This window comes from Streptacidiphilus rugosus AM-16 (genome assembly GCF_000744655.1).
Lineage (GTDB): Bacteria > Actinomycetota > Actinomycetes > Streptomycetales > Streptomycetaceae > Streptacidiphilus > Streptacidiphilus rugosus.
Map to the genome: position 1 here is coordinate 303,288 of NZ_JQMJ01000003.1, position 17,490 is coordinate 320,777.

Here is a 17,490-nt window from a genome sequence, read left to right on the forward strand (position 1 = left end):
ATGCGAACTACCGGCAGTTCGGTCGCTGAGGTCTCCTGCCCAGGTCAACCGCGTTACTGCGGTCGGGTCTGGTCGGCTGGGGTCGTCATGGTTGCTGTACTTCCGTGCTGTACGGATTGCCCCGAAGCCAGAGCCTACGTCGTTGTCGAGGGCCGATTCCGGCGCACGCGGGCGCGATGGGCGAGCTGCAGGGCCCAGACAGCGCCGGCGAGTGCCAGCAGGAACCCCAGCGCGTCGCAGAGCATGACGAGCGCGTGAGGCGCTCCGGCGATCCTCGGAAGGTTGCTCGCAAGAATGCCACTCCCCAGGAGAAGGGGGAGCCAGGTCCAGAGGGCATGCAGTCGGCCATGAACGCCGTCGCGATTCCGGGCCTTCGGCACGGATAGCAACCGAATGATGACGGATTGCAGGATCAGCAGGCTGGCCCCCATGACGACGAACACTGTTGCTCCCTTGAACGACTCGGCGAGGATCTTCTCCTCCCCGGGCGCAGCCTGCAAGGAGTGGGCGGAAGTCACCCAGCAGCGCTCGAAGCAGGCTGACTTGAAAACCGTCGTGGCAGCGATGTCACCGTGGGTTCAAATCCCACAGACTCCGCAGTAGAACGGCCCCCGACCAGCAGAAACGGTCGGGGGCCGCTTCGCTTCTACTTGCGCGTGGTTGGCCGTGGTTGGCCGCCAGGTACCGTCGCGTAGGGCACGTGAGGGGCACGGCGCATGCTGTGACCGGATGAGGTTCAAGCTGAGGAATGATTGACCGATGAGTACAGCACAGGAGTTGTACCAATCGATGATGCGTGACTGTGTTGCCCCACGCTTGCGCGCGCTCGGCTGGAAAGGCTCCGGGCAACGGTACGAGTTCCCCGACACCCACGCTTGGGTTCAGCTGGGGTTTCAGAAGTCGCAGCACAACTCGGCCAGGGTCGTCCAGTTCACGATCAACGTCTCAGTGATCGGCAGGCTGGCGTGGGACGCGCATCGGGCAGAGCAGCCGCTACTCCCGGCCAGGCCCAATCCCTCGATGAGTTACGGTCCCCACCTCTCCCCGGTGCGGATCGGGCGCCTCACGCCGAGGGAGCAGGACACTTGGTGGCACATCTCCGTTGATCGGCCGCGAGACCGACTTGATTGGATTGCCAACGGCGTCTGCGCCTCGGTATCGGACTACGCCATGCCGGAAATCCGCCGACTCCTTGCCGAATTGGATAGCTAGGCAGAACGACTCACCGGCTGAGCGGTGAGTCAGGGCCTGCAGCTCCGCCGGAACCAGAGTGGCAGGAGCGGCTTTGCAGTCGGCTCGACGAATGCGCGGCCACCGCGCCCTGGCCTGCGACGGAAGGGCTCCAGAGAGCTCGGATCTCGGCTTTGGTCCGTGACTGGTCCGGATCTTGTGGAAGGTGGCCACCGCCGTCCTTCGGGCGCGTTCAGGTGCCCGATCCGCTGGATGGTGCCGCGCTGCCAGCGTGCCAGCCGAGGGTGAAGGCCCATGCGCCGGTTGTGTGGCTCACGACCTGGGCCTGGACGTTGTCGCGCGGGATGCTGGATGTGAACTCGTTCAGCTCTCCGGTTGGGTCGTTGCAGGAGACGTCGAAGGTGACCACGTCGGGGATCTTGACGGTGACGGTTCCGGTACCGGTGCATCCCGCATAGATCCCGAGCGTGCCCGGGGCGATGTGCTTGATCGGCGGAAAGCTGATGGACTGGGCGCCCGGGCGGTCTCCGACGCGCTGGTAGATGGTCGTGTAGCCGTCCGGTCCGAGGTCGGTGGAGTCGGCGGCGGTCGCCGGGCTCGCCGTGATGTCGGGCGCGGGCTCGTCCTTTGACATCCAGGCCGCTGAGCCGAGCACGCAGTGACCAGCCGAATCGATCACGTACTGAAGCTCTTCAATGCTCGCCCCAGGCCCGGACGGCTTGGACGGGCCGAGCGGACACGCTGATGTGATGCCCCGAACCACAACCCTGTAGGACACCGGCCAGTGACGTGTCTCCGTCCAGTAGCCGGCGGCCCCCACTCCGTTGGGCTGCGGCTTGCCGTCGGGGTCTCCCACGATGCCGACGCCCTCCGATCCGCACCACGCACAGCCGAGCACACGAGCGTCCCAAGGGGATGAGTTGGTGAAGCGCACCGCTACGCCGTCGTCCGCATTGGGGGCGCTGCTGCAAGCGGTCGGGAGAAAAGCGACGATCCCGACGGCGGTGAGCGCCAATCCGCGCTGCCTGTGTCGGCGCTTCATGTGCGATCCATTCATGGTGAGTCGGTCTCATGTACAACCAGAGTGCCGTGACGATACACGCCCCCGCCGTCCGTTCCGGAGGCGCCTCCTCCCATGGCTTCGGCTGCGGGCGGTGGTTCCTCCTCGATCGGGCAGCTTTGCCGAACCGGGGTTCTCCCAGGGCCGCCAGGCTCACTGCGTGACTCTTGGGCTTGGCCTGGCGGCCCTGGGAGGTTCCCGGTACGCCTCCGGTGCTCGATTGGGGAGGGACCTCCCCACACCACCACCCTTACCCCCTCCCTCCCGCACCCTCTCCCCTCGCCGGCCGGCTGCTGCGGGCCATCCTGAGCACGGCTGTGGAGGACGAGTTGATCCGCCGCAACCCCTGCCGAATCAAGGGTGCTGCCGTCGAACATGCACCTGAGCGTCCGGTGTTGACGCTGCCGCAGGTCTACCGGCTGGCCGACGCGATCGACCCCCGATTCCGACTTGTGGTGCTGCTGGCGGTGTTCGGCGGGCTGCGCTGGGGTGAATTGGCGGCGCTGCGACGGACGCACCTCGACCTCGCCCATGGGCGCATCTACGTCCGGGAGTCGGCCGTGATGCTGCGCGACTACACCCGGGTGACCGGCGCCCCCAAGACGCAGGCCGGCGTCCGGACCGTCCAACTGCCCGAATCCGTGGTCGCCGAGCTGCGGGTGCACCTGGACCGGTTCGCCGAGCGGAAGCCTGACGGGCTGGTCTTCGTCGGGGCCAAGGGCGCGGCGTTGGTCCGGCCGACGTTCTCCCGGCCATGGCGCAAGGCACTGGAGAAGGCCGGTCTTCCCGGCATCCACGTGCACGACCTTCGGCACACCGGCAACAACCTGGTGGCGACGACCGGAACGAGTCTCAAGGAACTCATGTCCCGGATGGGCCACGCCTCGCCCCGCGCCGCGCTGATCTACCAGCACGCCACGGACACGCGAGACGGGGTGATCGCTGCCGCGCTGGAGGCGCTCGCCGAGGACGCGCGCAACGGCGAGGACGACGGTGACGACGGGACTGCCGGAGTGCTGGTTCCCGTCTGATCGGGCACGCAACGGGCACGCCGCCCTGATTCGTGATCGAAAAGCAAGAGGCCCAGGCTGGGGATCATGTCCCTGACCTGGGCCTTTACTACTGGAGCGGGCGACGAGAATCGAACTCGCGCTCTAAGCTTGGGAAGCTTATGTTCTACCATTAAACTACGCCCGCCTGACGGTCCGTCAGTGACGGCCGTTCCACACTCACTCTACCCCATCACGTACGCGACGTGCAGCGGTGGTGCCCGTGCGCGGCGTGGGCGTAACGTGACGCCTCGGTCGGTGAGTCGGCGGCGAGCCTGTGGGCGTTATGTCCGGAAGATCCCCTAGGGTGGCAGGGCTGGCCTACGGCGTTGGGGAGAGGATGCAATGGAGCGCACAGTCGTCCGTTGTGCCGAAGGGCACCTGTTCAGCACCGCGAGCATCCCACTGCAGAATCTGCGGTCCGCGCGCATCGGCCCCGGCCGACTGATGCGGTGCCCGCAGTGCGCGCGGCTGCGCAGTGCGGTGCCCGCGGACCTGGCGGTGCTCTCGACGGAGCAGATCACGCGAGCCCTGCGGCGGGAGGCCGTGGAGTTCCTCGCGTAAGAGGAGTACGGAACCTCCAGCGGACCCCCGTGCCGGATTGGGCGGGGGTCCGCTCATGCACGTAACCTCGACCCCGTGCTGCTCTCAGACAAGGACATCCGGAACGAGATCGAGTCCGGTCGCGTGGTCATCGACCCGTACGACCAGGCCATGATCCAGCCGTCCAGTATCGACGTGCGTCTCGACCGGTTCTTCCGGGTCTTCGAGAACCACAAGTACCCCCACATCGACCCCGCGGTCGAGCAGCCCGACCTCACCCGGCTGGTCGAGCCGGACGGCGACGACCCCTTCATCCTGCACCCCGGCGAGTTCGCGCTGGCGTCGACCTACGAGGTCGTGACGCTCCCCGACGACATCGCCTCCCGGCTGGAGGGCAAGTCCAGCCTGGGCCGCCTCGGGCTGCTGACGCACTCCACCGCCGGCTTCATCGACCCCGGGTTCAGCGGGCACGTGACGCTGGAGCTGTCCAACGTCGCGACGCTGCCGATCAAGCTCTACCCCGGCATGAAGATCGGCCAGCTCTGCATGTTCCGGTTGAGCTCGCCGGCCGAGTACCCCTACGGCTCCGAGAAGTACGGATCCCGTTACCTCGGCCAGCGCGGCCCCACGCCGTCCCGCTCCTACCTCAACTTCCACCGGACCAAGATCTAGCAGGTCTCGGTGGGCCGCCTCAGGCCCGCTTCGGCGTGGTGGTGACGGTCAGCTCGGTGCCGTCCTCGCTGAGGCGGAGCTCCGCCGTCAGCGCGGCGAGCTCGCCGAGGTGGTGCAGGTGCGTGCCCCCGCAGAAGATCGACGCGTGGCCCTCGGGGAGCGAGGCGTGCCACTCGCGGCGGGCGGTCAGCTCCGGGCTCGGGGCCTCGACGCGGACCTCGGAGTCCGCGGCGACCCAGGCGCCGAGGCGGGCGTTGACCGCCTCGGTGATCGCCGGGAGCTCGTCGGCCAGGCCCTCCGCCGTGAAGCCCTTCTTCTTCAGCGACTTGCCGATCCGGTAGACGTCGTAGCTCGCGGCCGTGTCCATCCGCGAGGTGTCCATGGCCAGCGAGTCGAAGTCCGGGCTGCCGAGCGAGTCGCTGCGGCCCGGGTCCTTGCGCCAGCGCGGCGCGAGCGCGGCGTTGAGGGCCAGCGCGAGCAGGTGGCAGCCGGTGTGCGAGGCGCAGAGCGCCGCGCGGCGGTCGGCGTCGACGCGCAGCTCGACCTCCGTGCCGACCTCGACCGGCTCCGCCACGACGTGGACGACCAGCCAGGACCACTCGGCGTCGCCGCGGCGGACGGGGATGTCCGCGCCCAGCGCCAGCTCGCCCTCGGGGCTGAGCCCGCCGGTGACGCAGTCCAGGACGGCCTGACCGGCCAGGCTGCCGGTGTCGGCCGGCTGGTCCGGCCAGGTGTGGTCGAGCGGGTGGAACGGCGTGCGCTCGACCACGACGCCGTGGCGGCCGTCGGGCAGCGCGACGCAGGCCACGACCGCCGACCGGCCGTCGACACCTCCGGCGGGGAAGGTCACCTGGGTGGAGACGGCGGGGAGGGAGGGCGCGGTCATGGGGAGGCTCCAGAGGGTCATGTGTTCGTGCGAAACCATTCAACCCCAACCGGCCCCGCCGGCACGCGGGGAAGCCCGACCGGGCGCGCAGGCCCGAACGGCGCGGGACGGTCCTGATACGCGCCCCGGCCGGGAGCGGAATCCTCGCCCGCCGGAGGAGCACGGGCAGACCGGGAAGCGCAGCGCGGGCAGTGTCCGAGCCCGGCCGCCCGGCCGCCCGGCCGGACACCGAGGCCCAGGCGGCCGCGGACTGCCCCGGCGGACTGACCCTTCCAGCTGCGAGCCCCCCGCCGCAGGCGGAAGCCTCGGTCCGCCGGAGGAGCACAGGCCGACCGGGAACCGCGGCGCGGGCAGGGGCCGCGTGCTCAGCCCAGGGTGGGGAGCTTGATCAGGACGAGCAGCATGATGAGCTGCAGCGCGCCCGCCGTCGCCGCCTTGCCCCAGGGGAGGTCGTGGACCTGCCGCAGCATCGCCGTGAGCATCCAGGCGCAGAGGGCCCAGGTCACCCAGCCCAGGAGCTGGACCACGCCGTTGTCCGGGGCCACGAAGAGCGCCAGAAGCAGTCGCGGCGCGTCCGTGAGCCAGGAGATCAGCATGGCGAGGCCGACCGTCGGAGCGTAGGCGCCGTCGCCGCCGAGGCGGCGGGCCAGGGCGTGGGTGACCGAGCCGAGCATCAGCCCGGCCAGCACGAAGCCGGCCACGCTGCTGAAGACGATGGTCAGCGCGATGCCGAAGGTCGAGCCGAGGATCTGGTCGCTCGTGCTGCCGAAGGCGAAGGTCGCCAGCAGGCCGTAGAGCGCGGAGACGGACAGCGCCGGGCCCCAGACCTGGTGCGCGCGCATCTGCGCGAAGGTCCGGGTGGGGTGCCGCAGCAGCCCGCGCAGCAGCTCGCGCCAGGGCAGCCGCTCGGAGCCGACCTGGGGGTGCGGCTGACCGGCGCGGTACACGGCGACGTGCTCCTCCCGGCCCTCCACTCCCGCGTAGCCGTCGTAGCCGTTCGGGGCGCCCTGCTCGGCGCCGCCGTGACCGGCGGCCGGCATTCCCGGCACGGTGAAGGAGCGGGTGTGGCCGGGCTCGTCCGCAGGGTCGGCGGTGACCCCGACCGGCCGCGCGGTCGTGGTGACGGCCGGGTCGGGCTGCTGTCGGCGATCGCCCCCGCCGATCCTGATTCCTCGTAGACGCACAACCCGACGGTACCCGCCCGCCGCGTCCTGGAGAGATCATGTGATCACCCGGGACACAGCTGTGACAGGACCGGAGGGCGGTCCACGCGTGGTCCACGCGCCCGCCGACGCCCCGGGCCGGTGCGTCCGACGGCATTCCTGCTCGTTTTTCCGGCGAATTCCAGGGGTACCCGCCCGCCTGTTCCGCCGTGCACGGACGAGGATTCCCCGGCGCTCAGCGGCCGGCCCGCCGGAGACGCTCCCCCTGCGGACCCGGGGCGCGCCCGAGGCGTCGCAGGGACCCGCCCGGTTCCGGGCCGGACGGCGCCCGGGGGTGTACGTCGGAGACCATTGCCCCGCCGCACGGCGCACCACGGGCCGGTGTTTTCCGTCACGGTGAACTTCCGTCAAAAAAGGAGATTCAGTGCGAGTGACGTCGCCTCAGGTTTCGGGCGGGTAACGATCCGTGGTCGATCCCGGGCCCCACCCCATGCCAGAGCGAACACCGGCTCGATCGAGGAACATGGATCCCATAGGGTTCCTCTGGCCTCTCGAGCGGTTCGGGGGTCGGCGCCGGTCCTCCGAACCGATGCCAGGTCGGGGGCGAGAACCGGCGGGGGCGATGACGGGGGCGGTCGCACGCGCATCCGCGCACACCGACCTGCCATGTGGGGGGACGTCCCGTTGAACAGCCTTTCCATAGTCATCCCTGCGCTCAACGAGGCCGAGAACCTGCCCACGGTGATGGCGACCATCCCGGTCCGCGAACTGCGCGCGGCCGGCTGGGAGACCGAGGTCGTGGTCGTCGACAACGCCTCCACCGACGGCACGGCCGAAGTCGCGGGCTCGCTGGGGGCCAGGGTCGTCCCGCAGCCTCAACGCGGTTACGGCAACGCCTACCAGGCCGGATTCGACGCGGCCGACGGCGACGTCATCGCCACCGGCGACGCCGACTGCACCTATCCGTTCGACGCGCTGCCGGGCCTGCTGCACACCCTGGTCGACCACGACGTCGAGTTCATGACGACGGATCGGCTCAGCAGGGAGAACCGCTCCGCGATGAAGACCTCGCACACCATCGCCAACCACGCGCTCAGCGCGCTGAGCCGGGCCCTGTTCCGCAACGGTCTGCGCGACTCCCAGTCCGGCATGTGGGTCTTCCGGCGCTACGTGTGGACCGGGCTCGACATCCGGTCCACGGGCATGGCCTTCTCTCAGGAGATCAAGAACTCCGCCACCCGGGCCGGCTACCGGTACCTGGAGGTTCCCATCGAGTACCGCAACCGGGGCGGCGAGGTGAAGCTCAACGCCCTCCCTGACGGCATGGCCAACCTGCGCCAGCTCTTCGAGCACCGGTTCCGCAGGCCGCAGGGGCGCGTGGAGACCACGTCCGCGGTCCGGCTGCCCGCACAGCGCACGACCGCGGCCGGCACGTCGGGCCATGTGACGCCCGACGGTTACGAGGCGGTGTGAACGCCGCACGCCGTCGGCGTGTGCCGGGGCGCCGACCGCTCCGGGTGGCCCTGGTCCTCGCCCTCGCGGCCGCGGGTCTGACCGGCCTGTCGGCGGCGGGTTGGGCGATCCCGTCCGTGCGCACGATCCTGCTCCAGTCCTTCACGGAGCTGCCGGCGTCCTACACCGAGCTGTACTTCACCACCAAGCCGCTCTTCGACGGGAACATCGCCGTGGTCCCGGTGACCGTGGAAGCCCACGGGGGGTCAGCCGGTCCGCAGCAGCTGCGGGTTCAGCTGGAGTCGTCGCGGGGCGCCGTCGTCGGCACCACGACCGTGAGCGTGGTGTCGCGGAACGGCGAGCCCACGCCCGTCATCGCGCACCTGCAGGTCCGCACCGCCGCCGCGGCGGTGACGGTCACTCTGGTCGGGCACACCCAGCACCTGCACTACACCTTCGGGACGTGATCCTCGATGCGCACCATTGTCCAGATCACCCCGTACTACCCTCCCCACCTCGGCGGGCTGGAGCGGGTGGTGGAACACCTGGCGGCCCAGCTCGGCCGGCGCCACCCGGTCCGGGTCGTCACCACCACCCTCGGGGCGGCGGGCGCGCCCCGTCGCGGCGTCCAGGCGGGGGTTGCGGTCCGTCGGCACCGTGCGCGGGAGGTCGCCCACACCGCGATCGCCCCCGGGATGGCGCTCGAACTGCTGCGGCTGCCGCGGGAGGCGGTGCTGCACCTGCACTGCGCCCACGCCCTGCTGCCCGAACTCGTCGCGCTCACCGCCGTGCTGCGCCGACAGCGGTACCTCGTCCACTTCCATCTCGACGTGGACGCCTCCGGACGGCTCGGCCGGCTGCTGCCCCTCTACAAGAAGCACGTCTTCGGACGGGTGCTGCGGGCCGCCGCCGGCGTGATCGTGCTGACCGAGTCCCAGGCGGCCTTCGTGCGGGACGCCTACCGGATCCCCCCGGAGCGGGTGCACGTCGTGCCGAACGGGGTCGGGGCCGACTACTTCATGCCGATCCGTGACGGCGCGGGCCGCGACGGCGCGGCGACGCGCCCGCTGGAGCTGCTGTTCGTCGGCCGGCTCAGCCCGCAGAAGAACGTCGGCCTGCTGCTGGAGGCCCTCGGCCAGGTACGTGGCCCGGTCCGGCTGCGGGTGGTCGGCGACGGCGAGGAGCGCGAGGCGCTGACGGCCCGTGCCGCCCGCCTGGGTATCGCGGACCGGGTCGAGTTCACCGGCGGACTGCTCGGCGGCGACCTGCTGGACGCCTACCGGCGGGCCGACGTCTTCGTGCTGCCCTCGCAGAAGGAGGGCATGGCCCTGGTCGCCCTGGAGGCGATGGCGGCCGCCCTGCCGATCGTCGCCACGGACGTGCCGGGCAACCACGAACTGCTCGACGGGGTCGGGGTGCTCGTCACCCCCACGGCCCCGGCCCTGGCCGAGGCGCTCGACGCGGTGGCCGCCGATCCGGAGCGGCGCACGGAGCTGGCCAGGCGCAGCGCCGCGACCGCGGCCGGCCACTCCTGGGACGCCGTGGCCCGCCGGGTGGAGCAGGTCTACGCCGAGGTCTTCCCGTGACGGCGCCCGGCCGGCTGCGGCAGCGGGGCATGGTCCTGGTCGGCACGGCCCTCGCCGCGGTCGTCGAGATGCTCCCCGGAGTCCCGGGACCGGCACTCAGCCTCGCCGGCCTGTGGCTGCTGCTCGGGGCGCCGACCGCCGTCTGGTACGGCACCGCGGCCAAGGCCGCCTCGACCAGGGACGGCGCCGCGATGCTGGCCCTGGGCTTCGCCGTGGTGACGGACATCGTCGTCGCACTGCTGGTCAACACCCTGCTGCCGCTGTTCGGGGCGGACCGTCCGCTCACCCGGGTGGCGCTCGCCTCGGCGGCGGCGACCGCCGTCATCCTGATCGGCGCGTTCGCCCCGGAGAGGCCCCGGCCGGAGCCCGGCCGGCCCGGCGCCGGCGCCCGCGGCGCCGTGCCTGTGGGCCTCCTCTCCGTCGTGGCGCTGACGCTGTCGGTGGCCGGGCCGATCCGCCTCAACAACGGGTTCAGCAGTGCCGTGAGCACGGCCGCGCTGGTCGCCGTCGCCGCGTTGCTGGTGCTCCTGGTGGTCCGCCGGGCCCGCTACTCGGTCCCGGTCGTCGCGGGCGGCCTCTACGCCGCCTCGCTCGGCCTGCTGCTGCTCGTCTCGCTGCGCGGCTGGTCGATCACCGGCCACGACATCCAGCGCGAGTACGAGTACTTCCAGCTGACGCTGGGCGGATCGCGGTGGAACGTCTCCGCCTACTCCAACCCCTACAACGCCTGCCTGAGCATCACGCTGCTGCCGGTGTCGTTCGTTCGGCTGACCGCCGTCCCCGGCGTGTACGTGTTCAAGGTCCTGCTGCCCGCGCTCTTCGCGGTGACCCCGCTGCTGGTGCACCGGGCGGTGCGCAACGTCGCCCCGCAGCTGGTGGCGCTGCTGTCGGCGGTGTTCTTCGTCTCGTTCCCGACCTTCTTCACGGACATGCCCTACCTGGGCCGGCAGGAGATCGCGTTCCTGCTGCTCGGCTGCGCCATGGTGGTCGTCACCGACGGCGGCCGGTCGCTGCGCAGCCGCCGGACGGCCTTCGCCGCGCTGCTCGCGGGCGTCGCCCTGTCCCACTACTCGACCACCTACGTCCTGGTCGTGGTCCTGGCGACGGCTTTCGTCTGCGACCTGGCCTGGCGGCTGCCGGGTCGTCGGCGGCGCGACCGGAAGCGACGGCGCGACCGGGTCGGCGGCTCCACGAGCTTCGTCACCTGGTGGCTGGTGGTGCTGCCGGCGGCCCTGGCACTGCTGTGGGCGATCCCGATCACCCACACCAGCGGTCAGCTGCAGAGCAGCCTGGCCGACGCCTACCAGGCCGCCGTCCATCTGGGCCGGGGCACGGCGTCGCACGCGGGCGACCCGGCGCGGCAACTGCTCGACTACCGGGCGCAGACCCTGACCGAGTCGGCCGCCGGGCGGGCGCGCGGGGACTACCTGCCGCTGACCAAGGTGGACGCCTACCCCGTGACGCCGGTGTCGCCGCAGGACCTGCCGCTCACCTCGGCGGGGAAGGCCGTGCAGCGTGCGCTGCCCGTGGCCGGACTCAACGGCGCGGTCCGCGCCCTGGCGTCCGTGGCCTTCCTGGCCCTGCTGCTGCTCGGCGTCGTGGTCTCCCTGGGCGGACGACGCCGCCGCTTCCGCCCGGCCAGGGACCAGGTGACGCTGACCGTCGGCGCGCTGGCGGTCGTCGGCCTGTTCGTGGCGCTGCCGCAGCTCTCGGCGGACTACAGCGTCCAACGTGCCTACCAGCAGGGCCTCTTCTTCTTCGCGCCGTTCGTCGCGGCCGGCGCGCTGTCGGTGATCGGCCGGGCCGGACGCCGGACCGTGCCGGTCGCCTGCGCGCTGATGACCGCGCTGCTGCTCGACCTGACCGGGGTCGTTCCGAAGCTGCTGGGCGGCTATCCGGCGCAGCTGCAGCTGTCCAACGCCGGCCCCTACTACGACGTCTACTACCCGACACCGGCGGAACGGCAGGCCGCGTACTGGCTCAACCAGCTGGTCGCCGAGCAGGCACGGCAGTCGGGCGGCAAGGAGCCAGTGGTGCAGACCGACTCCTTCACCTTCAACCGGGAGCAGACCCTGCTGACCGGTCCGGTCGTCGGCGACGTCTTCCCCACCGTGCTGAACCGGCACGCGTACGTGCTGCTCGGCGCGACCACCACGCGCCAGGGCGAGGTGACGATCTTCTTCCAGGGCGAGCTGGTGACCTACCGGTACCCTATGGGTCTGCTCGGCGGTACGAAGAACGAGATCTACAGCAGCGAGGGAGCAGAGGTCTACCGATGACGACCCCCCACGGGCGGCCGTTGCGCGTGCTTCTGGTCTCCCATCACTATCCGCCGCACATGGGCGGCATCGAGAACGTGGTCCGTCACGAGGCGGCGCACCTGGCCGCCGACGGCGTCGACGTGACCGTGCTGACCAGTGATGAGAAGAGCTCCGTCACCCAGGAGCAGGGCGTGCGCGTCGTCCGCGTCGCGGCGTGGAACGGCGCGGAGAAGCGGGCCGGGGTACCGTTCCCGCTGCTGTCCCCCAGGCTGCTGGGCGAGGCGCTGCGGTGGACCCGCCGGGCCGACGTGGTCCACCTGCACGACTGCCAGTACCTGACCTCCTGGGCCGCCGGGGCCGCCGCGTGGCTGCTGCGCACCCCGCATGTGCTCACCCAGCACGTGGGCGTGGTCGACCACCCCTCCGCCCTGGTCCTGCGCGTCCAGCGGGCCGTGTACGCGGTGGCGGGCCGGGGACTGATACGCCGCGCCGAGGGCGTCTTCACGCTCAACGCGTCCGTGGCGGCCTTCGTCCGGCGCCACGGCGCCCGTGCCGCGGGCGCCCGTCATCTGGCCAACGGCGTGGACACGGACCTGTTCCGCCCTGCGGACTCGGCGGGGGAACGGCTGCGCATCCGGCAGCGTCTCGGACTGCCGCCCGACCGGCCGCTCGTCCTCCTCGCGGGCCGCCTGGTGCCGAAGAAGGGCTTCGACCTGCTGCTCGACGCCCACGCCCTGACCGACCTGCCGGCCTACGACCTGGTGCTGGCCGGGGACGGCGACACCCGTGCGCTCGACGGCCGCGCGGGCGTGCACCACCTGGGCGCGCTGCCGCCGCGGACCCTGGCCGAGGTGTACCGGGCCTGCGACGTGTTCGCGCTGCCGTCGACCGCGGAGGGTTTCCCGCTGACGGTGCAGGAGGCGATGGCCTCCGGACTGCCCGTCGTCACCACCGACGACCCCGGCTACGCGCCCTACGGGCTCGACCGCGGCAGGGTCGCGCTGGTCCCGCGCGACGCCCGGGTGCTGCACGAGACGCTCACTCGCCTGGCCGGCTCCCCCGACACCCGCGCGGACATGGCGGCCTACTCGCGCGACTACGCCGAGCGGCACTTCAGTTGGCCCCGGCACGTGGCCTGGCTGCGGCAGCGCTACGCGGAGGCCGCCTTCGGCCGAGGTCCCGTACCGGTCGGGGCGGGCTGACCATGCGGTCCGCGACGCCCTCGCCGAGTCGTCCGCTGCTGGAGGTCGGGTGGCTCCACGGCCTCCTCGGCTGGCTGTACGTCGCCGCGGTCGCCGCCGTCCGGCCGGACACCATGAGCCTGCCGATCACCGCCGTGGTTCCGCTGCGCCGGGACACCTTCGGCGCCTGCTGCTTCGTCGTGTCGGCGCTGGCGGCACTCGTGCTCCAGGCGCGCGGCCAGGCCCACCGGCCGGGCAGGCTCACTCCGGGAACGACGGCGGCGGTGCTGCGCACGATCGTCTGCTACGCGCTGCTGGTCTGGGTCTACGTGTGCGTCAACTCCCTCACCCACCCCGGCACGATCGGCAGGCGGCTCACGCACTTCAGCCCCACCCCGGCCGAGGGCACCACCGCGGTCCTCTGCTTCGCCGTGTCCGCCGTCGCGCTGCTGCTGCTCCGGCTGCTGAGAGCGCGGCAGGCGCCGCCGGAGCCCGCCCATGGCTGAGCGACCGGAGAAGCGCCGCGGACGGCATGCCAGGCCGCCGGACCAGGTCTACCGCAGTTCGTTCTTCATGCTGACCTCCACCGTGGTCTCCGCCGGTCTGGCCTTCCTGTTCTGGGTGGTGGTGGCCCGCTACTACAGCGTCGACCAGGTCGGTCTGGCGACCCCGCTGGTGTCCGCCACCTCCCTGCTGTCCTATCTGAGCCTGTTCGGCCTCAACAGCACGCTCGTCCGGTTCCCCGCCCCGGAGCCCTCGCGGAACGCCCAGATCACCCAGTCGCTGGCGCTGGTCGCCGGCACCGCCTGCGCGGCGACCGCCCTCTACCTGATCGGCCTGCCCTGGTACGGCCACCGGTTGCTGTTCGTCCGCGACCACCTGCTGACGGCGGTCGCCTTCGTCGGGTTCTGCGCGCTCGCCGCGGTGAACCTGCTGACCGACTCGGTCTTCGTCAGCGCGCGCGTCCCGCAGTACAACGTGCTGGTCGACGGCGTCCTGCAAGGAGTGGCGAAGCTGGGGCTGCCGGTGGTGCTGGTCGGCTTCGGCGCGGCCGGGATCATCGGGGCCACCGGCGGCGGCTACCTGGTGGCCGTCGCGGCCTCGCTGCTGCTGATGCGGCGCAAGCTCGGCTTCCGGGCCGACTTCCGCACCCGGGGCACCCGGCTGCGCGAACAGCTCGGCTTCTCCGTCGCCAGCTACACCTCCAGCCTGCTCAACCTGGCCCCGCAGATGGCCGTTCCGCTGGTCGTGCTGCAGCAGCTCGGCAGCAGCGCCGCCGCCTACTACTTCGTCGCCTTCCAGATGGCGAGCCTGCTCAACTCGGTGTCCTTCTCGGTCGCCGAGGCGACCTTCGCCGAGGTCTCCTCGGACGAGTCGCGCTTCGGCGAGCTGCTGCGGCGGTCGGGCCGGATCATCGCCGCGGTCCAGATCCCGGCCGTCGTCGCCGTCGCGCTCGGCAGCGGGCTGCTGCTGCGGCTGTTCGGCGCCGACTACGCCCGCGGCGCCGGTTCCCTGCTGACCGTCCTCGCCTGCGGCGCCCTGGCGGTGGCCCTCAACACCTGGGCCAGCTTCGCCCTGAAGCTCACCCGGCAGATGAAGCACCTGATCCTCAGCAACGTCGTCTACGTGGTCGTCACCCTCGGCCTGGCGGTGTACTGGGCGCCACGCGGACTGGTCATGATCGGCTGGGCCTGGGGGATCGGGAACCTCGCGTCCGGGCTCTACGCCGCGTTCGCCCTGCTCGGCCGCCGCCCGCTGCCCGCCGTCGCCGGGCCCGGAGACGACCGGACCGGGCAGGCCGCTGCGGAGCGCCTTCCGGAGTCCGGGGCGGAGCCCGGAGCGGAGAAGGAGACGGAGCGGACGCTGCAGCTGCGCTACCGGCCGCAGGCCACCCCGGCCGACAGCTGGCCGTTCGTGCCGCCGGAGATCGGTCCCCAGGACTCCTGGTCCTCGTCCGCGCCCTGGACGGCCGCCCTCCCGTCGCCGCGGCACCACCACGACGCCCAGGACCCGCCGGGGCACCCGGCCCCCCTCACCCGCGCCGAGAGGTACCGCTCTTGAACGTCGTCGTCATCAACGCCTACGTACGCGAGAACGCGGGCGACGCCGCCCTGCTCTCGGTCTGCCTGCGCCAGGTGCGCGAGGCGTTCCCCGACGCGCGGATCGACATCGCCGGCATGGAGGACGCGGCGGTCCGGCCGGACTTCGAGGGCTTCGCCAACCTCGGCTCGATCCGGCGGTACGTCGCCGACGGCGGGGCCGCGCTGCCGGTGCGCCTGCTGCGCCGGGCCCTCGTCGCGCTCCTCGGCACGGCGGCGCTGTGCGCGCCGGGGCGCGTCCTGCCGGCGCTGCTGCGTCTGCTGCCGGCCGAGGCCCGACGGGAGGCGCGTGCGGTCCTCTCCGCGGACCTGGTGGTGTCCATGGGCGGCGGCTACCTGCTCGCGCGCCCGGGCCTGGACGGCTACCAGAACGTCTTCTTCGTGCTGCTGCCGGCCCTGCTGGCGCAGAAGGCGGGGGTGCCGGTGGTGTTCGCGCCGCAGTCGTTCGGGCCGTTCCCCGCGCGGGCCCAACGCCGGCTGGTGGGCCGGGTGCTGCGTCGCTCCCCGCTGGTGCTCGCCCGGGAGGACGTGAGCGTGGGGATCCTGCGTGACTGCGGCGTCCCCGACCACGGCGTCGAACGGGCCGTGGACTCGGGCTTCGCCTTCGCACCCGAGGCGACGTCCGACTGGCGGGCCAGGCTCGGGGTCGGCCAGGAGCAGCGGCTGGTCGGGGTGACGGCACGCCGGTGGCTGCCGCCGCAGGCACAGGAGCGCTACGAGCGGGCGCTGGCGCGGACCGTCGACGCCGTCCAGGCCACGGGCGCGCGCGTGGTCCTCATCCCGCAGGTGAGCACCGACTACCTGGGCGACGACGACCGCGTCGTCGAGCGCCGCATCGCGGGCTACTGCGCCACGGATCCGCTGCGGATCGAGGAGCGGGTCGACTACCGCGATCTGAAGGGGGTCTACGGCGAGTGCTCGCTCCTCGTCGGAACCCGCTTCCACTCGGTGATCTTCTCGCTGACCAGCGGTGTCCCCTGCGTCGCCATCGAGTACGAGCACAAGACCCGGGGGATCATGGCCGATCTGGGGCTGGACGCCTGGGTCCTGCCGATCGCGGAGGTCACCCATGCCCGGTTGTGGGCGCTGGTCGGCCCGCTGCTGGAGGACGCAGGGGACTACCGCGCACTCCTGCGGACCCGGCTGCCCGACTACGTCCGGCGGGCCGAGCTCCTGCCCGCGCAGCTGAAGGAGATCGCGTGACCCCGCGCACGGTCGCCGTCGTCGCCCCCTACTACCCGCCCAAGATCGGTGGCGTGGAGCGCTACGCCGAGCAGGTGGCCCGTGCGGTGGCCGACGACCCGGCGCTGACCCCCGTGGTGATCACCACGCGTCCCACCGGGCTGCGCACCCTGGTCGGCACGCAGGACGGCGTCACCGTGGTGCGGCTGGGAGCCTGGGCCCGGATCTCCAACACTCCGGTCAGCCCCCTGTGGCCGCTGCAGGTGCGCTACTGGCTGCGCCGGACCGGGGCCGAGGTCGTCAACGCCCACGCCCCCGTTCCCGGCCTCGCCGACATCGCCGTCCTGGTCGCGGGCCGCCGCGAGACGGTGCTGACCTACCACGCCGGATCCATGGTCAAGGGCGGCCCGGCCGACCGACTGACGGACCGGGTTCTGACCTGGTACGAGCGCCACGTGCTGCCGCGGGTCTTCGCCCGGGCCGGAACACTCGTCGCCGTCTCCCCGGTGTCGCTGGCGTCCGGCCACCCCCGTGCCGTCGAGATCAGTCCCGGCGTCGACGTCGAACGCTTCACGCCCGGCGACCCGCCTTCGACCAGAGCGCGCACCCTCGTGTACGTCGGACGGATGGACCGCAGCTCCGCCTGGAAGGGGGTGGAGGTGCTCGTCCGCGCCTTCGCCGAGGCGGACCTGCCCGACGGCGCCCTGCTGCGTCTGGTCGGCGGCGGCGACGCCCTGCCCGACCACCTCGCCCTCGCCGAACGGCTGGGGGTGGCCGACCGGGTGGAGGCGACCGGTGAACTCGGCGGCGACGAGCTGGTGCGGGCGGTGCGGTCCGCCGCGGTGCTGGTGCTGCCCTCGCTGACCGAGGCGGAGTCCTTCGGCATGAGCCTGATCGAGGCGATGGCCTGCGGAACGCCCGTCGTCGGCTCCGCCATCGGCGGCATCCCCCATGTCGTGGAGGACGGCGTGCAGGGCCTGCTGGTCCCGCCCGGCGACGCGAAGGCCCTCGCCGCCGCCTGCCGCACCCTGCTGAGCGACCCGCGGCTCGCCGACCGGATGGGCGCGGCCGGCCGCGACCGGGCCGTCGACCGTTACGCCTGGCCGGCCCTGACCGCCCGTTACCGCCGGATCTTCCGGGGCGACGGAGGCTGACGGCCGCGGTC

General features: G+C 72.0%; 17 protein-coding genes and 1 tRNA gene. 13 read left to right on the forward strand and 5 right to left on the reverse strand.

Annotation, left to right across the window (positions count from 1 at the left end):
* Positions 1-134 precede the first annotated feature (134 nt).
* Complete coding sequence (locus BS83_RS04820; RefSeq protein WP_037601330.1) at positions 135-518, reverse strand: hypothetical protein; 384 nt, start codon at positions 516-518, stop codon at positions 135-137.
* Positions 519-759: 241 nt separating this feature from the next.
* Here BS83_RS04820 and BS83_RS04825 point away from each other — a divergent pair, with 241 nt between their 5' ends.
* Complete coding sequence (locus tag BS83_RS04825) at positions 760-1,212, forward strand: DUF4304 domain-containing protein (RefSeq protein WP_037601332.1); 453 nt, start codon at positions 760-762, stop codon at positions 1,210-1,212.
* Positions 1,213-1,423: 211 nt separating this feature from the next.
* On the opposite strand, the gene BS83_RS45125 is transcribed toward BS83_RS04825, so the two are convergent.
* Positions 1,424-2,233 (reverse strand): hypothetical protein, encoded by an 810-nt coding sequence (locus tag BS83_RS45125; protein ID WP_157596911.1) that lies wholly within the window; start codon positions 2,231-2,233, stop codon positions 1,424-1,426.
* 413 nt (positions 2,234-2,646) lie between these two features.
* On the opposite strand from BS83_RS45125, the gene BS83_RS04835 reads away from it, so the two are divergent.
* Complete coding sequence (locus BS83_RS04835) at positions 2,647-3,282, forward strand: site-specific integrase (protein WP_198035144.1); 636 nt, start codon at positions 2,647-2,649, stop codon at positions 3,280-3,282.
* A 92-nt stretch (positions 3,283-3,374) separates the two neighbouring features.
* On the opposite strand, the gene BS83_RS04840 is transcribed toward BS83_RS04835, so the two are convergent.
* A tRNA-Gly gene (locus BS83_RS04840) sits at positions 3,375-3,448 on the reverse strand.
* Between the two features lie 197 nt (positions 3,449-3,645).
* Between BS83_RS04840 and BS83_RS04845 the strand changes: the two genes are divergently transcribed.
* Entirely contained in the window at positions 3,646-3,864 is a 219-nt protein-coding gene (locus BS83_RS04845; protein ID WP_037601337.1) for a hypothetical protein, read from the forward strand.
* Positions 3,865-3,939: 75 nt separating this feature from the next.
* Complete coding sequence (gene dcd / locus BS83_RS04850) at positions 3,940-4,515, forward strand: dCTP deaminase (RefSeq protein ID WP_037601340.1); 576 nt, start codon at positions 3,940-3,942, stop codon at positions 4,513-4,515.
* Positions 4,516-4,534: 19 nt separating this feature from the next.
* Here the strand turns inward: dcd and BS83_RS04855 are convergent, their stop codons facing one another.
* Together BS83_RS04855 and BS83_RS04860 are read right to left on the reverse strand one after the other, a co-directional pair.
* Complete coding sequence (locus BS83_RS04855) at positions 4,535-5,401, reverse strand: alanyl-tRNA editing protein (protein ID WP_037601343.1); 867 nt, start codon at positions 5,399-5,401, stop codon at positions 4,535-4,537.
* A 365-nt stretch (positions 5,402-5,766) separates the two neighbouring features.
* Positions 5,767-6,585, reverse strand: coding sequence for a Yip1 family protein (locus BS83_RS04860; RefSeq protein WP_051942638.1), 819 nt, complete (start codon positions 6,583-6,585; stop codon positions 5,767-5,769).
* Between the two features lie 663 nt (positions 6,586-7,248).
* On the opposite strand from BS83_RS04860, the gene BS83_RS04865 reads away from it, so the two are divergent.
* From BS83_RS04865 to BS83_RS41410, 9 genes are read left to right on the forward strand one after another with little or no spacing between them, the layout of a single operon-like run.
* Complete coding sequence (locus BS83_RS04865) at positions 7,249-8,037, forward strand: glycosyltransferase family 2 protein (protein ID WP_063774094.1); 789 nt, start codon at positions 7,249-7,251, stop codon at positions 8,035-8,037.
* Entirely contained in the window at positions 8,034-8,483 is a 450-nt protein-coding gene (locus BS83_RS04870; RefSeq protein WP_157596913.1) for a hypothetical protein, read from the forward strand. The genes BS83_RS04865 and BS83_RS04870 overlap by 4 nt, the downstream gene beginning before the upstream one ends.
* A gap of 6 nt (positions 8,484-8,489) precedes the next feature.
* A complete protein-coding gene (locus BS83_RS41405) occupies positions 8,490-9,602 on the forward strand; it encodes a glycosyltransferase family 4 protein (protein WP_051942639.1) in 1,113 nt (370 codons plus the stop codon).
* On the forward strand, positions 9,599-11,881 hold the full coding sequence (locus BS83_RS04880) for a DUF2206 domain-containing protein (RefSeq protein ID WP_037601349.1): 2,283 nt from the start codon (positions 9,599-9,601) through the stop codon (positions 11,879-11,881). Before BS83_RS41405 ends, BS83_RS04880 begins: the two co-directional genes overlap by 4 nt.
* Positions 11,878-13,065 carry a glycosyltransferase family 4 protein gene (locus BS83_RS04885; RefSeq protein ID WP_051942640.1) on the forward strand — a complete coding sequence of 396 codons (1,188 nt, stop codon included), beginning with the start codon at positions 11,878-11,880 and terminating at the stop codon, positions 13,063-13,065. Before BS83_RS04880 ends, BS83_RS04885 begins: the two co-directional genes overlap by 4 nt.
* Before the next feature lie 2 nt (positions 13,066-13,067).
* A complete protein-coding gene (locus BS83_RS04890; RefSeq protein ID WP_037601353.1) occupies positions 13,068-13,550 on the forward strand; it encodes a hypothetical protein in 483 nt (160 codons plus the stop codon).
* The gene (locus BS83_RS04895; RefSeq protein WP_037601356.1) at positions 13,543-15,105 is read left to right on the forward strand and encodes a lipopolysaccharide biosynthesis protein; all 1,563 of its coding nucleotides are present in this window, start codon (positions 13,543-13,545) and stop codon (positions 15,103-15,105) included. The genes BS83_RS04890 and BS83_RS04895 overlap by 8 nt, the downstream gene beginning before the upstream one ends.
* Complete coding sequence (locus BS83_RS04900) at positions 15,102-16,346, forward strand: polysaccharide pyruvyl transferase family protein (RefSeq protein WP_037601359.1); 1,245 nt, start codon at positions 15,102-15,104, stop codon at positions 16,344-16,346. The genes BS83_RS04895 and BS83_RS04900 overlap by 4 nt, the downstream gene beginning before the upstream one ends.
* Positions 16,343-17,479, forward strand: coding sequence for a glycosyltransferase family 4 protein (locus BS83_RS41410; RefSeq protein ID WP_051942641.1), 1,137 nt, complete (start codon positions 16,343-16,345; stop codon positions 17,477-17,479). Before BS83_RS04900 ends, BS83_RS41410 begins: the two co-directional genes overlap by 4 nt.
* Positions 17,480-17,490 lie beyond the last annotated feature (11 nt).

Bases quoted from the DNA above. Each gene is read 5' to 3' on its own strand.
- BS83_RS04825 (WP_037601332.1), top strand. From the start codon at position 760: ATGAGTACAGCACAGGAGTTGTACCAATCGATGATGCGTGACTGTGTT.
- BS83_RS45125 (WP_157596911.1), bottom strand. From the start codon at position 2,233: ATGAAGCGCCGACACAGGCAGCGCGGATTGGCGCTCACCGCCGTCGGG.
- BS83_RS04845 (WP_037601337.1), top strand. From the start codon at position 3,646: ATGGAGCGCACAGTCGTCCGTTGTGCCGAAGGGCACCTGTTCAGCACC.
- BS83_RS04855 (WP_037601343.1), bottom strand. From the start codon at position 5,401: ATGACCGCGCCCTCCCTCCCCGCCGTCTCCACCCAGGTGACCTTCCCC.
- BS83_RS41405 (WP_051942639.1), top strand. From the start codon at position 8,490: ATGCGCACCATTGTCCAGATCACCCCGTACTACCCTCCCCACCTCGGC.
- BS83_RS04885 (WP_051942640.1), top strand. From the start codon at position 11,878: ATGACGACCCCCCACGGGCGGCCGTTGCGCGTGCTTCTGGTCTCCCAT.
- BS83_RS04890 (WP_037601353.1), top strand. From the start codon at position 13,068: ATGCGGTCCGCGACGCCCTCGCCGAGTCGTCCGCTGCTGGAGGTCGGG.
- BS83_RS04895 (WP_037601356.1), top strand. From the start codon at position 13,543: ATGGCTGAGCGACCGGAGAAGCGCCGCGGACGGCATGCCAGGCCGCCG.